This window comes from Lysobacter capsici, assembly GCF_018732085.1.
Classification (GTDB): domain Bacteria; phylum Pseudomonadota; class Gammaproteobacteria; order Xanthomonadales; family Xanthomonadaceae; genus Lysobacter; species Lysobacter capsici_A.
Map to the genome: position 1 here is coordinate 4058501 of NZ_CP076103.1, position 15946 is coordinate 4074446.

Sequence of the window (15946 nt, forward strand, 5' to 3'; positions counted from 1 at the left end):
GACCCGATTTTCAGCATCGCCTCCATCAGCAACTGCGAAAGCCCCGAAGGTTTTTGTGGGAGGGGCTTCAGCCCCGATGCTGTTCGATCCGAAGCGATAGACGCTCGCGACTTGAGCGAAAAGCGCCGGGGGCTGCCCCCTTCCTACAAAAGACCTCGTGGTTGCATGGGAGTCGGGCGGCTTGCGGGGTCGATGCTCTGTCGCGACCCGTGGTCACATCCTCCGCCGGCCACCGTCATAGTCGCCAGGCATCGCGCGATGCCGCCGCCGACCGGAGACGCCAGATGATCCATCGCCGCACCCTCGCCGCGTGTACCCCGATCACCCGCGGGAACACAGTCCGATGAACGCCGAAGCCCTGCATTCCCTGATCGACCACGATCTGCCGGCGGCCTCGCGCGGCGATACCGCCGCGTATTCGCGCATCGTCGGCGCCTGTCAGAACTCGATCACCGCCATCGCCCTGGCGATGGTGCGCGACGTCCACGCCAGCGAGGACATCGCCCAGGAGGCGTTCCTCAACGCCTGGCAGAACATCCGCAAGCTGCAGAACCCGTCCAGCTTCCTGCCGTGGCTGCGCCAGATCACCCGCAACCTCGCCCACGACCACCTGCGCACGCGCCAGCGCCTGCCGCGCGGCAGCGACGACTTCGACGCCGCCATCGCCGCCGCGGCCGATCCCGAACCCAGCGCGGTCGAGCGCCTGATCCAAGCCGAGCGCGCCCAGGTCGCGGCCGAACTGATCTCGGCCCTGCCCGACGAAAGCCGCGAAGTCCTGCTGCTGTATTACCGCGAAGGCCAAAGCTCGCAGCAGGTCGCCGCCCTGCTCGGCCTGAGCGACGCGGCGGTGCGCAAGCGCCTGTCGCGCGCGCGCAGCACGGTGCGCGGCGAATTGCTCGATCGCTTCGCGGTGTTCGCCCAGGCCAGCGCGCCCACGGTCGGTTTCACCACCCTGGTGGCCAGCGCGCTGGGCGTGATCGCGCCGGCCGGCACCACCACCGCGGCGATCGCGGCCGGTTCGATCGGCTCGGGCCTGGCCGGCAAGTTCGGCGTGGGCGGGCTCGGCACCGCCGGCACCTCCGGCGGCGTGGTCGGCAGCGTGGTGGTGTTCGTGGTCGAACGGGTGCTGTCGCCGGTGTCCGAAGCGGTGACCGGCGCGCCGCTGGACGCCGCCTCGATCGCCGTGCGGATGACGACGATCAATTCGCACACGATGGCCGGCCTGATCGGCGGCTTCATCGGCGGCTTGATCGCAACGGTGCTGATCGCGCGCTATCTGCTCGGTTTCGCCGCCACGCCGCAGGAGCGGCGCGAGATCGGTCGGCTGGTCACGCTGATCAGCGTCACCGGCGCGCTGCTGGCGGTGATCACGATGATCACCCTGGAACTCAGCCGCGGCTGGGTCGTGCCGCTCGGCGTGACCGTGGCGGTGATCGCAGTGAGCCTGTGGCAATGGCTGATCGTGCTGCCGCGCGCGCTGGCGCCGTCGATGGCGCGGATGCAGCGCGACACCGGCCGCGACCCCAGGCACAGCCCGATCTATCGCTGGGTGCTGGGGCCGCAGGCAATGGCCTGGAGTTCGCTGCTGATGCTCGCCTCGGTGGTGTTCGTGCTGTACCGCGAAGGCCGTTTCGGCTGAGCGCGGCCGATGGCGAACGCCGCGGCGGCGCCCTCCCGTGCGCCGCCGCGGCTTCGCTGCGCCCCCGCGCGAACCTCATCGCCCCGATCGAGCACGATCCACGCGCTCATGGCACATACGCCTCCGGCTCGGCGGCGAAGTTCACCGGCACGGTGATCGTCGCGGTCGCGCCGTTGTCCAGATCCACGCTCAGATTGACCGCGGCGCCGCCGGCCGCGCCGCCGCTGGCCGGATTGCACGCGCCGGTGCCTGCGCCGATCGCGCAGGTCCAGGCGGCGGCGAGCGTCGCGCCGTTGGGCAGCAGGTCCTCGACCAGCGCGCCGGCGACCGCGTCGGGTCCGTCGTTGCGCACGGTGATGGTGTACACGGCGCTGCCGCCCGGGGTGTAGGTCGCGCTCGCGTCGCTCTTGAGGATCGACAGCGCCACCTGGTTGCGGGTGTTGATGAAGGTGCAGGTCAGCACCTCGTCGGCGGCCACGCTGGCGCCTGGGAGGGTGTAGACCGTGCCCGCGAGTGCGCCGACCACGGTGTTGGCGGCATTGCGGCACTCCGCGGACGTCAGCGCATAGCCGGCCGGCAGGCCGGTCTCGGCGATGGTCACCTCGCTACCGGCCGCGGCGACCGTGTACGCCTGCAGCCCGGCGGCATTGACGTCGCCGTCGACCTGGGTCGCGGTGCCCGCGGTCGCCGTGGTGACGTTGCCGGCGGCCTGCACGGTGTTGGTCAAGGCGAAGGCGAAGCTGCCGACGCCGCGCAGGCTGGTCTTGTTGAGCACGATCAGCGGTAGGGCCGCGACCACGTTGCGGGTCGGCTGATCGCCGGGTGCGGCGGCATCGGCGTCGGTGACATCGAGCAGGTTCTCGCCGAGGGTCGCGGCGCGATGGGCCACGCTGGCGCTGTTGTTGATCACCGTACCGGACGCCACGCCGGCGTTGACCCGCACGCGAAAACGCAAGGAGAAACTCTCCCCGGGCGCGATCGTGCCGCCGGCGCCGGCGGTCGCGCCGGTGCCCAGGCGGAACACCACGCGATTGTTGCCGGCATCGAATTCGGCCTGGTCGTCTGAGGCCGCATCGCTCTGCGCGCCGGCATTGGCGCCGCTGACGATGACCAGGCTGCCCGGCTCGTAGGTCGTGTTGGCCGGGATCGCGTCGGTCAGCACGGTCTGCAACGAGGCATCGCTGCCGGTGTTGGTGCTGCCGATGGTGAATTCGAGCAATTCGCCCGGCAACAGACCGCCGCCGTTGAGATCGGCCGAACCCTTGAGCAGCCGGTCCTTGAGATTGGGCCGCGATACGTCGGTGGCGCGGCTGATCATGCCGAAGATCAACACCTCGTCGATGCTGCCGCGGGCGCGGATCAAGGCCGAGTTCGCGCTGTTGGGCAAGGGCACGTTGGGCGGGGTGAAATCCAGGTCCATGCCCAGGGTGTCGAGATAGTTCGGCGCGCGCGTGCCGACGTTGACGCCGTTGCGGGTAATCGAACTGTTCCAGAAGTTGTTGACCGGATTGGCCGCGTTGGACACGTTGCTGAGCGTGGCCGCGTTGCGTCCGTACTGCAGTCCGACCGCGCCGTCGACGGTATCGTCGCCGTCCCAGCCCAGCAGCCCGAGGGTGGTATTGACCGGCCCGGTGGCCGGGGTCACGAAGCCGCTGAAGGCGATGTCCACCGGCAAGGCCGCGTCGCTGGCGCTGAGCAGGCCGTCGTAGATGTTGAGGTTGCGGGTCGCGGTCTGGGCCGGATCGCGGTAGGCGATCACCAGCGCCCAGCCGGCCCAGGTGCTGCCCGGCGAACCGAGCCCGCGCTGGGTGGTCTGCACGTTGGCCACGGTGTAGGTGCCGTTGCCCGCGGCCTTGACCAGCGCGGTGACGTCGTCGAACCCCTGATACGCGGCATCGCCGAACGCGCCGGAGACGTTGGTCAACAGTTCGTCGGCGTTGAGCGCGGTGTACGCCGCGGCCCCGGGCGTGCGCAGACGCACGCTGTTGCGCGTGAGCGAGGCGCTGATGCCGCTCCAGTACAGGCCGGCGAACAACACCGTCGACCCCGCGGGCAGCGCGAGATTGGCGCTGCTGGAGTTGAACGTGGTCGCGTCGCTGTCGACATCGACATAGACCATGGCGATGGCCGGGTCCTGATTGACCACGGTGATGCTGCCGCTCTGCGCCTGCGCGCACAGCGCGACGTTGCCGCCGCAATGCAGGTTGATGTTGCCGATGCCGGTGATGTCGCCGTTGACGGCCGGGTTCTGGTAGCGCGGCGCGAACGCACGATCGGCCTGCGCGGCCGGCGCGAGCATCGTCGCGGCGATCGTCACGGTCGCGATCGCCAGACGGCGGCGCCCCTTCGTCCGAGCGCGGACGCCTGGCGACATTGCATTGAACAGGGCATTGAACAGGGCATTGAACAGGTGCCGCAGCGCCATAGCATCGCTCCCCTATGCGACGTCTCGGCATCTCGATTTCCGGATGCCGTGGCACTACTTCTAATCCCAAAGATTCGAAAACAGAAGGCTGCGCGCGGCCTTATCGAAAATAAAATTTTTGCGCGCAATTTGTGTTGAAAGCTCGCGCTTTAAATACACTAAAAAACCACGCTATCGCTAAAAAAGCCTGGTTTTATGCGGATGATCCATCCGGAGCAAAACCGCGACTGCGCAAAACGCGTCCAATTCATTCGACGCCAAAACACACGAAGCGGATCAAAACAACCACAAAAATTGCTCAAACTTTGCCTGCACGTTTGCCCGACTCTCGCGGTCAGGCGCGAATCGCGCCACGCGACGCACCAAGGCGCCGGGCCGGCATCGAGATGCGGCGCGACAGATCCCGATCATTGCGCTGGAACCACGCGGCGTCGCCGGCAGCCAGGCGCCGCATCGGAATCGGACCGCGACTCCGATGCGGCAAGGCGGACGCTCGCCTCAGCGATGCGGCGCGGGCTTGAGATCGGCCTTGGTCAGGAAGCCGTCGCGGTCCTCGTCGAGAAACGCGAAGCTCTTGGCCAGGCGCGGCATCTTTTCGTCGACTTCGATCTTGCTGAGCTTGCCGTCGTGATTGAGATCGGCCGCGGCGAACTTCTCGTCGAAGCGCTTGGCGCGTTCGGCTTCGCGCTTGGGCCGTTCGCTTTCGAAGTAACCACGCAACTCGCTGCGCACGATGTAGCCGTCGTGGTTGCGATCGATCTGCGCGAACTTCTCGCCCAGGCGCGGCGACTTCGCCGCTTCGGCTTGGCTGATTCGGCCATCGCCGTCGGTGTCGAGCGCGGCCGGGCCGCCATGGCCGCCACGCCCGCCGCCGTGTTCGCGGCCACCGCGACGCTGCGGACGTTCGCTCGCATCGAGCTTGCCGTCGTGGTTCTTGTCGAGCTTGTCGAAATTCTCGGCCAGTCGCGGCAGCTTGGACGCTTCCTCACGGGTGATCACCCCGTCGTTGTTGGCGTCGAGCTTGATCCGCTGGCGCTGCGGCGCGGCGGCGTTGTCCTGGGGCGCTGCGATGGCCGCGCCGGCGAGCATGGCCGCGGCAAGCGCGGCGACATAGAGGGGGGAACGGGTCATGCGTTGACTCCTGCGGCAGGCGCCACCGTGGCGCCGATGAGCGGATCAACGTCCCCGCCGCAAGGCGGTTGACACGCCGGCGCGGATATTCATCGGCGCGACAGCCGGCCGATCGGCGGCGAGCACGCAAAACTCCGACGCCGGCCTGCGCATCGGGCGAACGCGGCGCTATGCTGCGCCCATGGGCACGCAACCTCAGCCTGACAGCGACGATCTGCGCCTGTTCCACACCGGCGAGCACGCGTGCGGCTATTGGCCCGAGCGGACCGCCCGCGACCTGGTCCTGGACCCGCGCGATCCGCGCCTGCGCGAGTGGTATCCGCACGCGCTGGGCTGGGGCTTCCGCCGCTCCGGCGACATCGTCTACCGCCCGCATTGCAGCGGCTGCCGCGCCTGCGTCGCGGTGCGCATCCCGGTCGACCGCTTCGTGCCCGATCGCAGCCAGCGCCGCTGCCTGGCGCGCAATGCCGCGGTGGAAATGCGGGTGCGCCCGGCCGAACGCGACGAGGAGCAACTGGCGCTGTACAAGCGCTACCTCGCCTCGCGCCATGCCGGCGGCGGCATGGACGGCCACGGCGCGCTCGAGTTCGACCAGTTCCTGATCGGCAGCTGGAGCGAGAACCGCTTCCTGGAGCTGCGCGAACCGGCGCCGCGCGGCCACGGCAAGCTGCTCGCGGTCGCGGTCACCGACGTGGTCGACAACGCACTGTCGGCGGTCTACACCTTCTACGATCCCGACCTCGCCGATCGCAGCCTGGGCACGCTGGCGATCCTGCGCCAGATCGAATGGGCCAAGCGCGAACGGCGCGGCCATCTGTACTTGGGTTACTGGATCGCCGGCCATCCGAAGATGGACTACAAACGCCGATTTCGACCGTTGGAGGCATTCGATGGTCGCGATTGGCGGGTTTTTACACATTCGTAACACTCTGTGCGTGCGGGTCGTGTATTTCGTAGCCGCGTCGTAGTCACGACATGCGGGAAGGCGCCGCTCAGGCCTGGCATGGAGCCGCCACCCTCATCACTCAACGCCACATGGAGTTTCCGCAATGAAATTGAACACCCTGTTCCTGGCTGCCGCGATCACCCTGAGCCTGGCCGCCTGTAACAAGCCCGCCGACAAGCCCGCCGACGCCCCGGCCGCCGACGCGGCTGCCGCGCCGGCCGCCGATCCGGCCGCCACCCCGGCTCCGGAAGCCGCGCCCGCCGCTCCGATGGACCCGGCTGCCGCTCCGGCTGCGGCCCCGGCCGCCGCCAGCGTCGGCGTTGCCGAGTGCGACGACTACCTGGCCAAGGTCAGCGCCTGCCTGACCGACAAGGTGCCCGAAGCCCAGCGCGCCGCGTTCCAGACCGGTCTGGACCAGAGCCGCAATGCCTGGGCCCAGGCCGCCGCCACGCCGCAGGGCAAGCAAGCGCTGGCCAACGCCTGCAAGATGGCGCTGGATCAGAGCAAGGCCCAGTACGCTTCGTTCGGCTGCACCCTGTAATTCGAACCTTCGGGTTTGACGCGACGCCCCGGCTTGCCGGGGCGTTGTTGTTTGTGGAGCCGCTTGCGCGATCGGGTATCGATCGAGATCGGAACGAAAGGCGTCGGGGATGAATCCCCTCCCACAATGAATTTCGTCGCCACGAGGTTTTTTGTGGGAGGGGATTCATCCCCGACGCTGTTGTCTCAGCCCGCCGCGAACGCCCCCGACAACTCGCCCATGTAACCGCCCGAAACTGTCACTAAAGCCCGAATCGCGCCGTGCCATCATGCGCCCATGTCCAGACCCCTTCCCTACGCCGCCGCGCTGCTCGCGGCCCTGCTCGCGGGCTGCACGCAAGTGAACGTCCACGGCGATCCCAAGGCCTGGGTCAAGGCCCAGAGCGAGACCGCGCAATTGCGCGTGGCGACCTACAACACCTCGCTGTACGACGACGCCGACGGCGGCCTGATCGCGCGCCTGCAAAACGACGACGGCAACGCGCGCAAGATCGCCGCGGTGCTGCAGCGCGTGCGTCCCGACCTGGTCCTGCTCAACGAATTCGACTACGACCCGCAGCACCGCGCGGCCGACCTGTTCCAGCGCAAGTACCTGGAAGTCGCCCAGCCCGGCGGCGGCGAGGCCCTGCGCTATCCCTATCGCTACCTCGCCCCGGTCAACACCGGCGTGCCGAGCGGGCTGGACCTGGACGGCGACGGGCAATCGGGCGATGCAAAGCGCGCCGACCGCGCACGCGGCAACGACGCCTGGGGCTACGGCCTGCATCCGGGCCAGTACGGCATGCTGGTGCTGTCGCGTTATCCGATCGACACCGCCGCGGTGCGCAGCTTCCAGACCTTCAAGTGGAGCGCCCTGCCCGGCGCGCGCCAGCCGCGCGATCCGGCCACCGGCAAAGCCTGGTACTCGCAAACCGTGTGGCCGCAGATGCGGCTGTCGTCGAAATCGCATTGGGACGTACCGGTGAAAACGCCGCTGGGCGTGCTGCATTTCCTCGCCGCGCATCCCACCCCGCCGGTGTTCGACGGCCCTGAGGATCGCAACGGCGCGCGCAATCACGATGAAATCGCGCTGTGGGCGCGTTACCTCGACGGCGGCACGCCGGCGTGGCTGTGCGACGACCAGGGCCGCTGCGGCGGACTGGCGAACGATGCGCGCTTCGTCATCGTCGGCGACATGAACGCCGACCCTATCGACGGCGACGGCGTCCCGGGCTCGATCAGGCAATTGCTCGACCACCCGCGCGTCGATGCGAGCCATATACCGCACAGCGAAGGCGCCGCCGAGCGCGCGCGCTTCTACGGCTTCCCACGCAAAGGCGACGTCGCCCAGCACACCGGCGATTTCGGCCCGAAGGCCGGCACCCTGCGCCTGGACTACGTGCTGCCCTCGCGCGGCTGGCAGGTCGCCGACACCGGCGTGTTCTGGCCGAAGGCCGGCAGCGAGGACGCGAAGATTTCCGAAGCCAGCGACCATCACCTGGTGTGGGTCGATCTGAGCAATTGAACACTGCGCAAGCGGACCGGACGCGCGCTTCGAGCTGAAGCGCGGTGCTGAAGATCACATTAACCGGACGCACACGCCTCAGAATTTCGGCCGCGACGGCGGCATGCTGTGTCAGCCCGATCGCTGTCCTGATTCGCGCGCGCCGATCGAGTGATAGAACGCACCCGCTGAAACCCACGCCGACGCCGCGCTTCGCGTCCGCCGCCCGATTCGATGAAGCGCCCGGTCCGATGCGCGTCGTCGCGATCGGACAAGCACCGATTCCACCGCCACAACCGATGTCGACCTTGAATACTTCACGTCTTGAAACACTGCGCGAACGCATCCGTTCGCTGGCAACGACCCCGCCGCCCGCGCCCTGGAATGCGATCGCACGCATCGCCGTCGGCGGATTGAGCTGCGTGGGCTTCGACCGCGATGGCGATCTGCTGCTGGTCGTGTCCAGCCGCGGGCGCGGCGTGTTCGACTGCCTCGACGGCCAGCGCGTGGCGCGCGATCGCGGCGACTACGAACACGACTACGCCAACCTGGAAGCGCAAGGCATCGGCCCCCTGCAGGGGCACGCGATCCGCGTCGCCGGCATCGCCGGCGGCGGACTGCCCACCTCCACCGCGGACGGCTGGGCGCTGCACCGGCTCGAACTGGACTGGCCCGCGCAGGAACTGGTGCTGACCGAACCGGGCTCGCACCTGTTCGGCGAGTTGTACGATCGGCCCGCGTCGCTGCACAAGATCCATTCGGACTCGACCGTGCGCGCCTGCGGCTTCTCGGCCACCGGCCGCAGCCTGGTGATCGCCACCAGCAGTGAGCTGCTGATCTTCGCCCGCGGCTGAAACCCGTCGGCGTTCGCGTTCTCGCGTTTCGCCGCGGCACCGCGCCTCGTCGTCCGCCATCGCCGCGCATGAAATCCGGACGATAGAATCGGCGCCACCGTCATCGCACGCGCCCGACCGACCGACCGACCGACGATCCAACGCATGAGCACTCCCGTCACCTGGGCCATCCAGACCAATTTCATCGCCGACGAACAGATCCGCCGGGTGTGGAACGCCGCCGAGGATGCCGGCGCGCGCGTGCAGGACATCCAGGTCATTCCGTTCTCCAACGAACTCGTTTCCGACGAACTGGGCAACCACGTGCCGCCCATCGACGGCGTGGTGATTCCCTACGGCGCGACCAAACTGACCCGGCTGGCGACCAAGCGCGGCTGGAGCGGGCTGTGCTTCGATCCCGACACCTTCCGCGTCGACTGCTGGAACCGCAACCGCGACGACATGCTCAACCAGCACGTGCGGCAGATGAGCGTGCGCGAGTGCATGGCGGCGATGGAGCACGAAGCCGACGACAGCGTCTGGTTCGTGCGCCCGCTGCACGACCTCAAGCATTTCGACGGCACGGTCACGGTCGCCAGGGAAATCCGCCGCTGGATGAGCAGCGTGGATTCGGGCAACTTCAGCTTCGACGGCGACACCGAGGTGATCGTGGCGCCGCCGCAGAAGATCCACGCCGAGTGGCGTTACTTCATCGTCGACGGCGCCGTCGTGGACGGCTCGTCGTATCGCATCGCCGGCCAGCGCATGGCCAACGCGGTCGCGCGCCCGGAGCTGTACGAGCAGGCACAGGCGCTGGCCGACGGCTGGCTGCCGCACCGCACCTGCGTGATGGACGTGGCCCAGACCGACGACGGGCTCAAGGTGATCGAATTCAACACCTTCAATTCATCGGGGTTCTATGCGCACGACATCGAGAAGATCGTCGCCGCGGTGACCCGTCATTTCGCCGCCTCGCCTGATGCGGCCGCGGCGGTCGAAGCCGATGCGCCCGCTTGAACCGTGGTCAGCGATCGAACGCTGGCTCGGCGCGCCGATCGCGGCGGAGTTGCGCGAAGCGATCGCCCGTCATGGCGGCGGCGAGATCGGCGCGATCCGGCTGTACGCCGCCGACGAACTGATCGAACGCAACGAATGCTACGAAACTCAGGTCTATTGCCCGGGCTATCTGAGCGTGGGCGACGACGGCGGCGGCCGCGCGATCGTAATCCACGCCGCGCTGAACCCAGCCACTGTGTTTGTGGTCGACCACGGCAGCATGAGCGAAGGCGACTTCGTTGCGGTGGGCAACGATCCGGTGTCGTGGATCGCGGGTGGATGCGGGCTCGATGGAGCCGTGCGATGACATCGGTCCTCGGTCGGGGCTGAAGCTCCCTCCCACGAAAGATTACGCGGCAGCGATCGCGCGTGGGTCGGGCGTTTGCATGCCGAACGAGGTCTTTTGTGGGAGGGAGCTTCAGCCCCGACCAACGAAGCGACGACATCCGCTCAGCGTCGAACGATCCGCGACAACGAAGCTTGCGCAGCTTCGCCGCCCGCCCAGCCAGGCACGCACATCGCGGCCCCTCACTCAGGCCGACGGAACTCGCGGATCACTTCGATCGTGCCCACGATCTGATCGTTCAAATCCTCCAGTTCCTCCGCCGGCACCCACCATTCGGTGTGATGCGCGCCGCCGACTTTCTGGATCGGATAACGGGCCATGAACGCGGCGCGCACCTGGAAGCGGGTGACCGCGCCGTAGCCGCTGTCCTTGATGTTCCAGCGCTCGGCGATCTCGGCGGCGTATTGCTCGTTGGTCACCGGATAGAAGATCGGCTGCTCGGGCAGGCGCGGCGGCCAGCGCTTGAATGCGCTGTCGCGCAGTTTCGCCAATTCCTCCGGGCCGACCGGTCTGTACAAGGTGACGGTGTCTTCGGGCTTGCGCGAGGTGTTCATTGCAGGACTCCGTGTCAGCGCCCGATGCGCCGGCGAGTTGCGGGCCGACTCCATCGTCCGGCCCGAAGCGGCGAAATCTATCGTGTTTGCATCGCAAACGCTCGCAACGATTCGCTGCCGCGAAGCGGCACGATCGCAGGCGGTCGGGCCGCGACGCTGCTTATTCGGGCTTGTTCGGATGGCTCGCGGCAATCACCGTCGCGGGCGCATCGGGCACCGCGGGCGCGGGCGCGGGTGCGGGTGCCGATGCCGGTGTCGGTGCCGAAGTCGGCGCGGCACTCGGCGCCGCGACCGGTTCGGCCGGCTTCGCCGCCGCCGGCACGGCCTTCGCCGCGGGCTTGGGCAGGCTGGCGCCGAACCCGAACGAGCCTTCGCCATGCGCCGAGACGATCATGCGCACCATGCTGCCGGGCACCATCAGTTCCAGCGACAAGAATTGTCCGTCGGCGGTGCGGCCTTCCAGAGTCATTTCGGTGAACGCCCCGCCGGTGTCGATTTCCTTGCACAGCACGTGCGCGCCGGCCGGCCCGTCGAGCAGATACGGCCGGATCGCCTCGCCCAGCACCTCCAATGCCTGCGGGAAGAAAAATACCGCGTAGCCCTGCGTGTCGTTCATCGTCGCTTCCCTGGAAGTTTCGGTACTCGGTGGCCCGGCGCGCGCGGCGGCGGACGGTGTCGCGCCGCGAACGAAGGCTCGCGGCGCGTCGTCGCGCTCAGCGCAGTTCGATCCGCAGTTGCGCCGCCGCTTCGCGCGCCTTGGCGCGCGCCTGATCGATGTCCGCGCCCAGGGCCAGAGTCACCGCGACCCGGCGCTGACCTTCCACGCGCGGCTTGCCGAACAAGCGCAACTGCGTGTCGACCTGACCCAGCGCCGCGTCGACGCCGGAGAACACCGGCACGCCGACGCCCTGGGCGAGCACCGCGCACGAGGCCGACGCGCCGTGTTCGCGGATGGTCGGAATCGGCAGGCCGAGGATCGCGCGCGCATGCAGGGCGAATTCGCTCAGGTCCTGCGAGATCAGGGTGACCAGGCCGGTGTCGTGCGGCCGCGGCGACACTTCGCTGAACCACACCTCGTCGCCCTTGACGAACAGTTCCACGCCGAACACGCCGTAACCGCCCAGATCGTCGGTGATGGTGCGCGCGATCTGCTGCGCGCGCGCCAGCGCGACCGGGTTCATCGGCTGCGGCTGCCAGCTTTCGCGGTAATCGCCGTCGCGCTGCAGGTGGCCGATCGGCGCGCAGTAGGTCACCCCGCCCGCATGGCGCACGGTCAGCAGGGTGATCTCGTAATCGAAATCGATGAAGCCTTCGACGATGACCCGGCCCGCGCCGGCGCGGCCGCCGGTCTGGGCGTAATTCCAGGCCTTGTTGATCTCGCCCGCATCGCGCACCAGGCTCTGGCCCTTGCCCGAGGACGACATCACCGGCTTGATCACGCACGGCAGGCCGAGTTCGGCGACCGCGGCGCGGTACTCCTCGAGCGTGTCGACGAAACGGTACGGCGAAGTCGGCAGTTGCAGGGTTTCGGCGGCGAGGCGGCGGATGCCTTCGCGGTCCATGGTCAGGCGCGCGGCGCGCGCGGTCGGGATGACGCGCGTGTCGGTGCCACGTTCGGCGAATTCGCGCTCGAGTTCGACCAGGGTTTCGGTGTGGATCGCCTCGATTTCCGGCACGATCAGGTGCGGCCGCTCGGCCGCGATCAAGGCGCGGACGGCCTGGCCGTCGAGCATGTCCAGCACGTGGCTGCGATGGGCGACCTGCATCGCCGGCGCGTCGGCGTAGCGATCGGCGGCGATCACCTCCACCCCGAAGCGCTGCAGCTCGATCGCCACCTCCTTGCCCAGCTCGCCCGAACCGAGCAGAAGCACGCGAAAGGCGTGCGGGGACAGCGGCGTACCGAGCGTGGTCATGGGCGAAATCTCGAAGCATGGGGAGGGATGAGCCTAGTCTAACTTTCCGCGCCGGGGCCGCGTTCGCGGACTATGGCGGCACGCATCGCCCGTGCGATGCTGTGGCCATGCCCTTTGCCCGTCCTCGGCCCGCAGTGCGCGCCGTCGCTCCCGCATCGCCGGATGCCCCGCAGACCGCCCGCGCCGCCACCGCGCCGGGCGGCGTTCGGCGCCGGCTGGCATGGCTCATGGGCCTGCTCGGCGCGGCCGCGCTGGGCGCGTGTTCGGGTTCGCACACGCCGCCCGAACACGGCAGCAGCGAACTGGCCGGGATGATGCTCGACCCGCAGCTGTCGGAGATCAGCGGCCTGGCCGCCTCGCGCCGGCATCCGGGCGTGCTGTGGATGCACGACGACGGCGGCAACCCCGAGCGTCTGTTCGCGGTCGCGACCAACGGCGACCGCCTGGCCACGCTGCGGATCGAGGGCGTGACCAAGACCGATTGGGAGGACATGGCTGCGTTCGAACTCGACGGCCGCTCCTACCTGCTGATCGCCGACACCGGCGACAACGGCGGCCTACGCCGCAGCCTGCAACTGCATGTGATCGAGGAGCCGGACAAGATCGAGAACGCGCGGCTCAAGCCGGCCTGGTCGATCGCGTTCCGCTGGCCCGACGGCGCGCGCGACTGCGAGGCGGTGGCGGTCGACGTGGCGCGCCAGCAGGTGCTGCTGATTTCGAAAAAGCGCCAGCCGCCGGAGCTGTTCGCACTGCCTCTGATGCCGGCCGGCAATGCGTTGCAGACCGCGACCCGGCTCGGCGAACTGGCCGGCATCCCGCAGGCCGACGCGGCGCTGCGCAAATCCAATCCGGGCCGGGCGAAGTTGCAGGGCCAGGTCACCGCGGCCGATATCTCGCCCGACGGCGCGACCCTGGCGGTGATGACGTACCGCTATCTGTTGCAGTACCCGCGCCAGCCGAAACAGACCTGGGCCGAAGCGGTCGCCGGCACGCCGCGGGTCAGCGACCTGCCGTGGTTGCCGCAGGCCGAGGCGCTGGGCTGGTCGGCCGATGGCCGTAGCCTGTATGCGACGGGGGAGTTCATTCCGGCGCCTTTGTATCGGATTACGCCGTAAGGGCGGGATTCGCGATTGGGAGTCGGGAATCGGGAATCGGGAATCGGGAATCGGGTGGAGCATGGCTGACGGCGGTTTGCGCCGGCAGGTGAATGGACGTGGTCGCGGCTCGCGCCGCTCCTACAGGTAGACCATGTAGGAGCGGCGCAAGCCGCGACCGCGGAGTTGCAGACTACCGCGCAAGCCAGACCGGGCGTGCCACCTCGCCCGACGCACCGCCCGACGAACGGCCGTCCAGACTTGATATCAATCTGATATCAATATCGCAGACACCGACCGAGCCGCCGCCATGAAAGAAAACCCGACCCACTCCCTGTCCGGCATCCCGGTCCTGATCGGCCTGCTGCTGATCCTGCTCGTGTGCGCCTACGGCTTCGCCACCGGAATCGCCGATCCCGGCCACTTCGTCGCCATGGTGGTCTGCGCGCTGATCGGCGCGATCGCCGCGTTCTGCCTGATGGGCCTGTACATGGTCGAACCCAACCAGGCCGCGGTGCTGAGCCTGTTCGGCCGCTACGTCGGCACGGTCAAGGAAAACGGCCTGCGCTGGAACAACCCGCTGTTCGCCAAGCGCAAGGTCAGCCAGCGCATCCGCAATTTCGAAAGCGGCCGGCTCAAGGTCAACGAACTCGACGGCAGCCCGATCGAGATCGCCTCGGTGATCGTGTGGCAAGTGGTCGATTCGGCCGAAGCGGTCTACAACGTCGACGATTACGAAACCTTCGTCCACATCCAGACCGAGTCGGCACTGCGCGCGATGGCCACCAGTTATCCCTACGACCAGCACGAGGACGGCCAGCTGTCGCTGCGCAGCCACGCCGCCGAGATTTCCGTGCACCTGCGCGACGAGTTGCAGGAACGTCTGGCCGACGCCGGCATCCACGTGGTCGACGCGCGCATCAGCCACCTGGCCTACGCGCCGGAAATCGCCCATGCCATGCTGCAGCGCCAGCAGGCCAACGCGGTGATCGCCGCGCGCACCCGCATCGTCTCCGGCGCGGTCGGCATGGTCGAGATGGCCCTGGCCGAATTGCAGAAGAACGGCGTGGTGCAGCTTGACGAGGAGCGCAAGGCGCAGATGGTCAGCAACCTGCTGGTGGTGCTGTGCGGCGACCGCAGCACCCAGCCGATCGTCAACGCCGGCACCTTGTACTGAGGCCCGCCCATGAGCACGACCACCCACGCCTTGATGTTGCCGGCGATCATGCTGATCAGCGCGGTGCCGACCCTGGTCGCCGCGGTCCTGGTCGCGCGCGGCAACCTGCACCTGGTCAACGGGCTCGATGCCTCGCGCCTGCGCGACCCGGCCGCGACCGCGGCGCGGCTGTCACGCCTGCTCGCGCTGATCGCCATCGCGATCCTGCTGGCCGCGCCGGGGTATTACTGGGCGGCCGGCAACGACAGCCGCACCACCGGCGTCACCGTGGCCCTGCTGATCGCCGTCAACGGCCTGGTGGTGGCGCTGATGCTGGCGGTGGCCAAGGCGCGGCGCGATTACCGCGACCGCGACGCACGGCGCAACGACACGGCGAACGGATCGCGCGACGAGCGGACCGGCCGCCGGTGAGCGAGAAGAAAGCCTACCCGCTGCGCATCAACGCCGAAGTGCTCGCCGCCGCGCAGCGCTGGGCCGACGACGAGTTGCGCTCGCTCAACGCGCAGATCGAATATGTCCTGCGCGACGCGCTGCGCAAGAGCGGCCGGCTGCCGCGCCAGGACACCCCGACGCCCGAGGACGACGCATGAGCCAATGGAAGCACCACGTCACCGAATTCACCTACCAGTTATTCGAGGCGCCGATGCGCGAACGCATCCAGCGCGAACTCGATCAGCGCGGCGAACAGGGCTGGGAACTGGTCGCGGTCGAACACGACCCGGGCATTCTCGGCACCCGCCTGTATTTCAAGCAGCCGGCATGAACCGCGCGCGCGCCGCCGGCGGCTCGCCAGCCCGGCTTGCGACCGG

17 protein-coding genes are annotated in these 15946 nt (G+C 68.4%); 12 read left to right on the forward strand and 5 right to left on the reverse strand.

Annotated elements, in window-relative coordinates; genetic code table 11:
• Window positions 1–343: 343 nt before the first annotated feature.
• Window positions 344–1639: an RNA polymerase sigma factor gene (locus KME82_RS16865; RefSeq protein ID WP_215495076.1), complete on the forward strand. Its 1296-nt coding sequence runs from the start codon at window positions 344–346 to the stop codon at window positions 1637–1639.
• 106 nt (window positions 1640–1745) lie between these two features.
• Here the strand turns inward: KME82_RS16865 and KME82_RS16870 are convergent, their stop codons facing one another.
• Together KME82_RS16870 and KME82_RS16875 are read right to left on the reverse strand one after the other, a co-directional pair.
• Window positions 1746–4064, reverse strand: a complete 2319-nt coding sequence (locus KME82_RS16870) for a prealbumin-like fold domain-containing protein (protein WP_215495077.1) — start codon at window positions 4062–4064, stop codon at window positions 1746–1748.
• A gap of 498 nt (window positions 4065–4562) precedes the next feature.
• Window positions 4563–5195 carry an EF-hand domain-containing protein gene (locus tag KME82_RS16875; protein WP_215495078.1) on the reverse strand — a complete coding sequence of 211 codons (633 nt, stop codon included), beginning with the start codon at window positions 5193–5195 and terminating at the stop codon, window positions 4563–4565.
• Window positions 5196–5376: 181 nt separating this feature from the next.
• Here KME82_RS16875 and KME82_RS16880 point away from each other — a divergent pair, with 181 nt between their 5' ends.
• The 6 genes from KME82_RS16880 (at window position 5377) to KME82_RS16905 (ending at window position 10360) form a co-directional block, all read left to right on the forward strand.
• Complete coding sequence (locus tag KME82_RS16880; RefSeq protein WP_036109306.1) at window positions 5377–6120, forward strand: arginyltransferase; 744 nt, start codon at window positions 5377–5379, stop codon at window positions 6118–6120.
• Between the two features lie 124 nt (window positions 6121–6244).
• Window positions 6245–6682, forward strand: a complete 438-nt coding sequence (locus KME82_RS16885) for a hypothetical protein (protein ID WP_215495079.1) — start codon at window positions 6245–6247, stop codon at window positions 6680–6682.
• Window positions 6683–6958: 276 nt separating this feature from the next.
• Entirely contained in the window at window positions 6959–8185 is a 1227-nt protein-coding gene (locus KME82_RS16890) for an endonuclease/exonuclease/phosphatase family protein (protein ID WP_215495080.1), read from the forward strand.
• 287 nt (window positions 8186–8472) lie between these two features.
• Window positions 8473–9018, forward strand: a complete 546-nt coding sequence (locus KME82_RS16895; RefSeq protein WP_215495081.1) for a hypothetical protein — start codon at window positions 8473–8475, stop codon at window positions 9016–9018.
• Between the two features lie 144 nt (window positions 9019–9162).
• Window positions 9163–10014: an ATP-grasp domain-containing protein gene (locus KME82_RS16900; RefSeq protein WP_215495082.1), complete on the forward strand. Its 852-nt coding sequence runs from the start codon at window positions 9163–9165 to the stop codon at window positions 10012–10014.
• Window positions 10001–10360 (forward strand): SMI1/KNR4 family protein, encoded by a 360-nt coding sequence (locus KME82_RS16905; protein ID WP_215495083.1) that lies wholly within the window; start codon window positions 10001–10003, stop codon window positions 10358–10360. The genes KME82_RS16900 and KME82_RS16905 overlap by 14 nt, the downstream gene beginning before the upstream one ends.
• Window positions 10361–10581: 221 nt before the next feature.
• On the opposite strand, the gene KME82_RS16910 is transcribed toward KME82_RS16905, so the two are convergent.
• The 3 genes from KME82_RS16910 to purT form a co-directional block, all read right to left on the reverse strand.
• Window positions 10582–10953, reverse strand: coding sequence for an ADP-ribosylation/crystallin J1 (locus tag KME82_RS16910; RefSeq protein WP_215495084.1), 372 nt, complete (start codon window positions 10951–10953; stop codon window positions 10582–10584).
• Window positions 10954–11113: 160 nt separating this feature from the next.
• On the reverse strand, window positions 11114–11569 hold the full coding sequence (locus KME82_RS16915) for a hypothetical protein (protein ID WP_215495085.1): 456 nt from the start codon (window positions 11567–11569) through the stop codon (window positions 11114–11116).
• 97 nt (window positions 11570–11666) lie between these two features.
• Window positions 11667–12866: a formate-dependent phosphoribosylglycinamide formyltransferase gene (gene purT, locus KME82_RS16920; protein ID WP_215495086.1), complete on the reverse strand. Its 1200-nt coding sequence runs from the start codon at window positions 12864–12866 to the stop codon at window positions 11667–11669.
• Window positions 12867–13093: 227 nt separating this feature from the next.
• On the opposite strand from purT, the gene KME82_RS16925 reads away from it, so the two are divergent.
• From KME82_RS16925 to KME82_RS16945, 5 genes are all read left to right on the forward strand, one after another.
• Entirely contained in the window at window positions 13094–13981 is an 888-nt protein-coding gene (locus KME82_RS16925; protein ID WP_215495087.1) for a hypothetical protein, read from the forward strand.
• A gap of 289 nt (window positions 13982–14270) precedes the next feature.
• A complete protein-coding gene (locus KME82_RS16930) occupies window positions 14271–15137 on the forward strand; it encodes an SPFH domain-containing protein (protein ID WP_215495088.1) in 867 nt (288 codons plus the stop codon).
• Window positions 15138–15146: 9 nt separating this feature from the next.
• Entirely contained in the window at window positions 15147–15548 is a 402-nt protein-coding gene (locus KME82_RS16935) for a hypothetical protein (RefSeq protein ID WP_057922120.1), read from the forward strand.
• Window positions 15545–15727, forward strand: coding sequence for a hypothetical protein (locus KME82_RS16940; protein WP_036109329.1), 183 nt, complete (start codon window positions 15545–15547; stop codon window positions 15725–15727). Before KME82_RS16935 ends, KME82_RS16940 begins: the two co-directional genes overlap by 4 nt.
• Window positions 15724–15900 (forward strand): hypothetical protein, encoded by a 177-nt coding sequence (locus KME82_RS16945; RefSeq protein WP_215495089.1) that lies wholly within the window; start codon window positions 15724–15726, stop codon window positions 15898–15900. Before KME82_RS16940 ends, KME82_RS16945 begins: the two co-directional genes overlap by 4 nt.
• Window positions 15901–15946 lie beyond the last annotated feature (46 nt).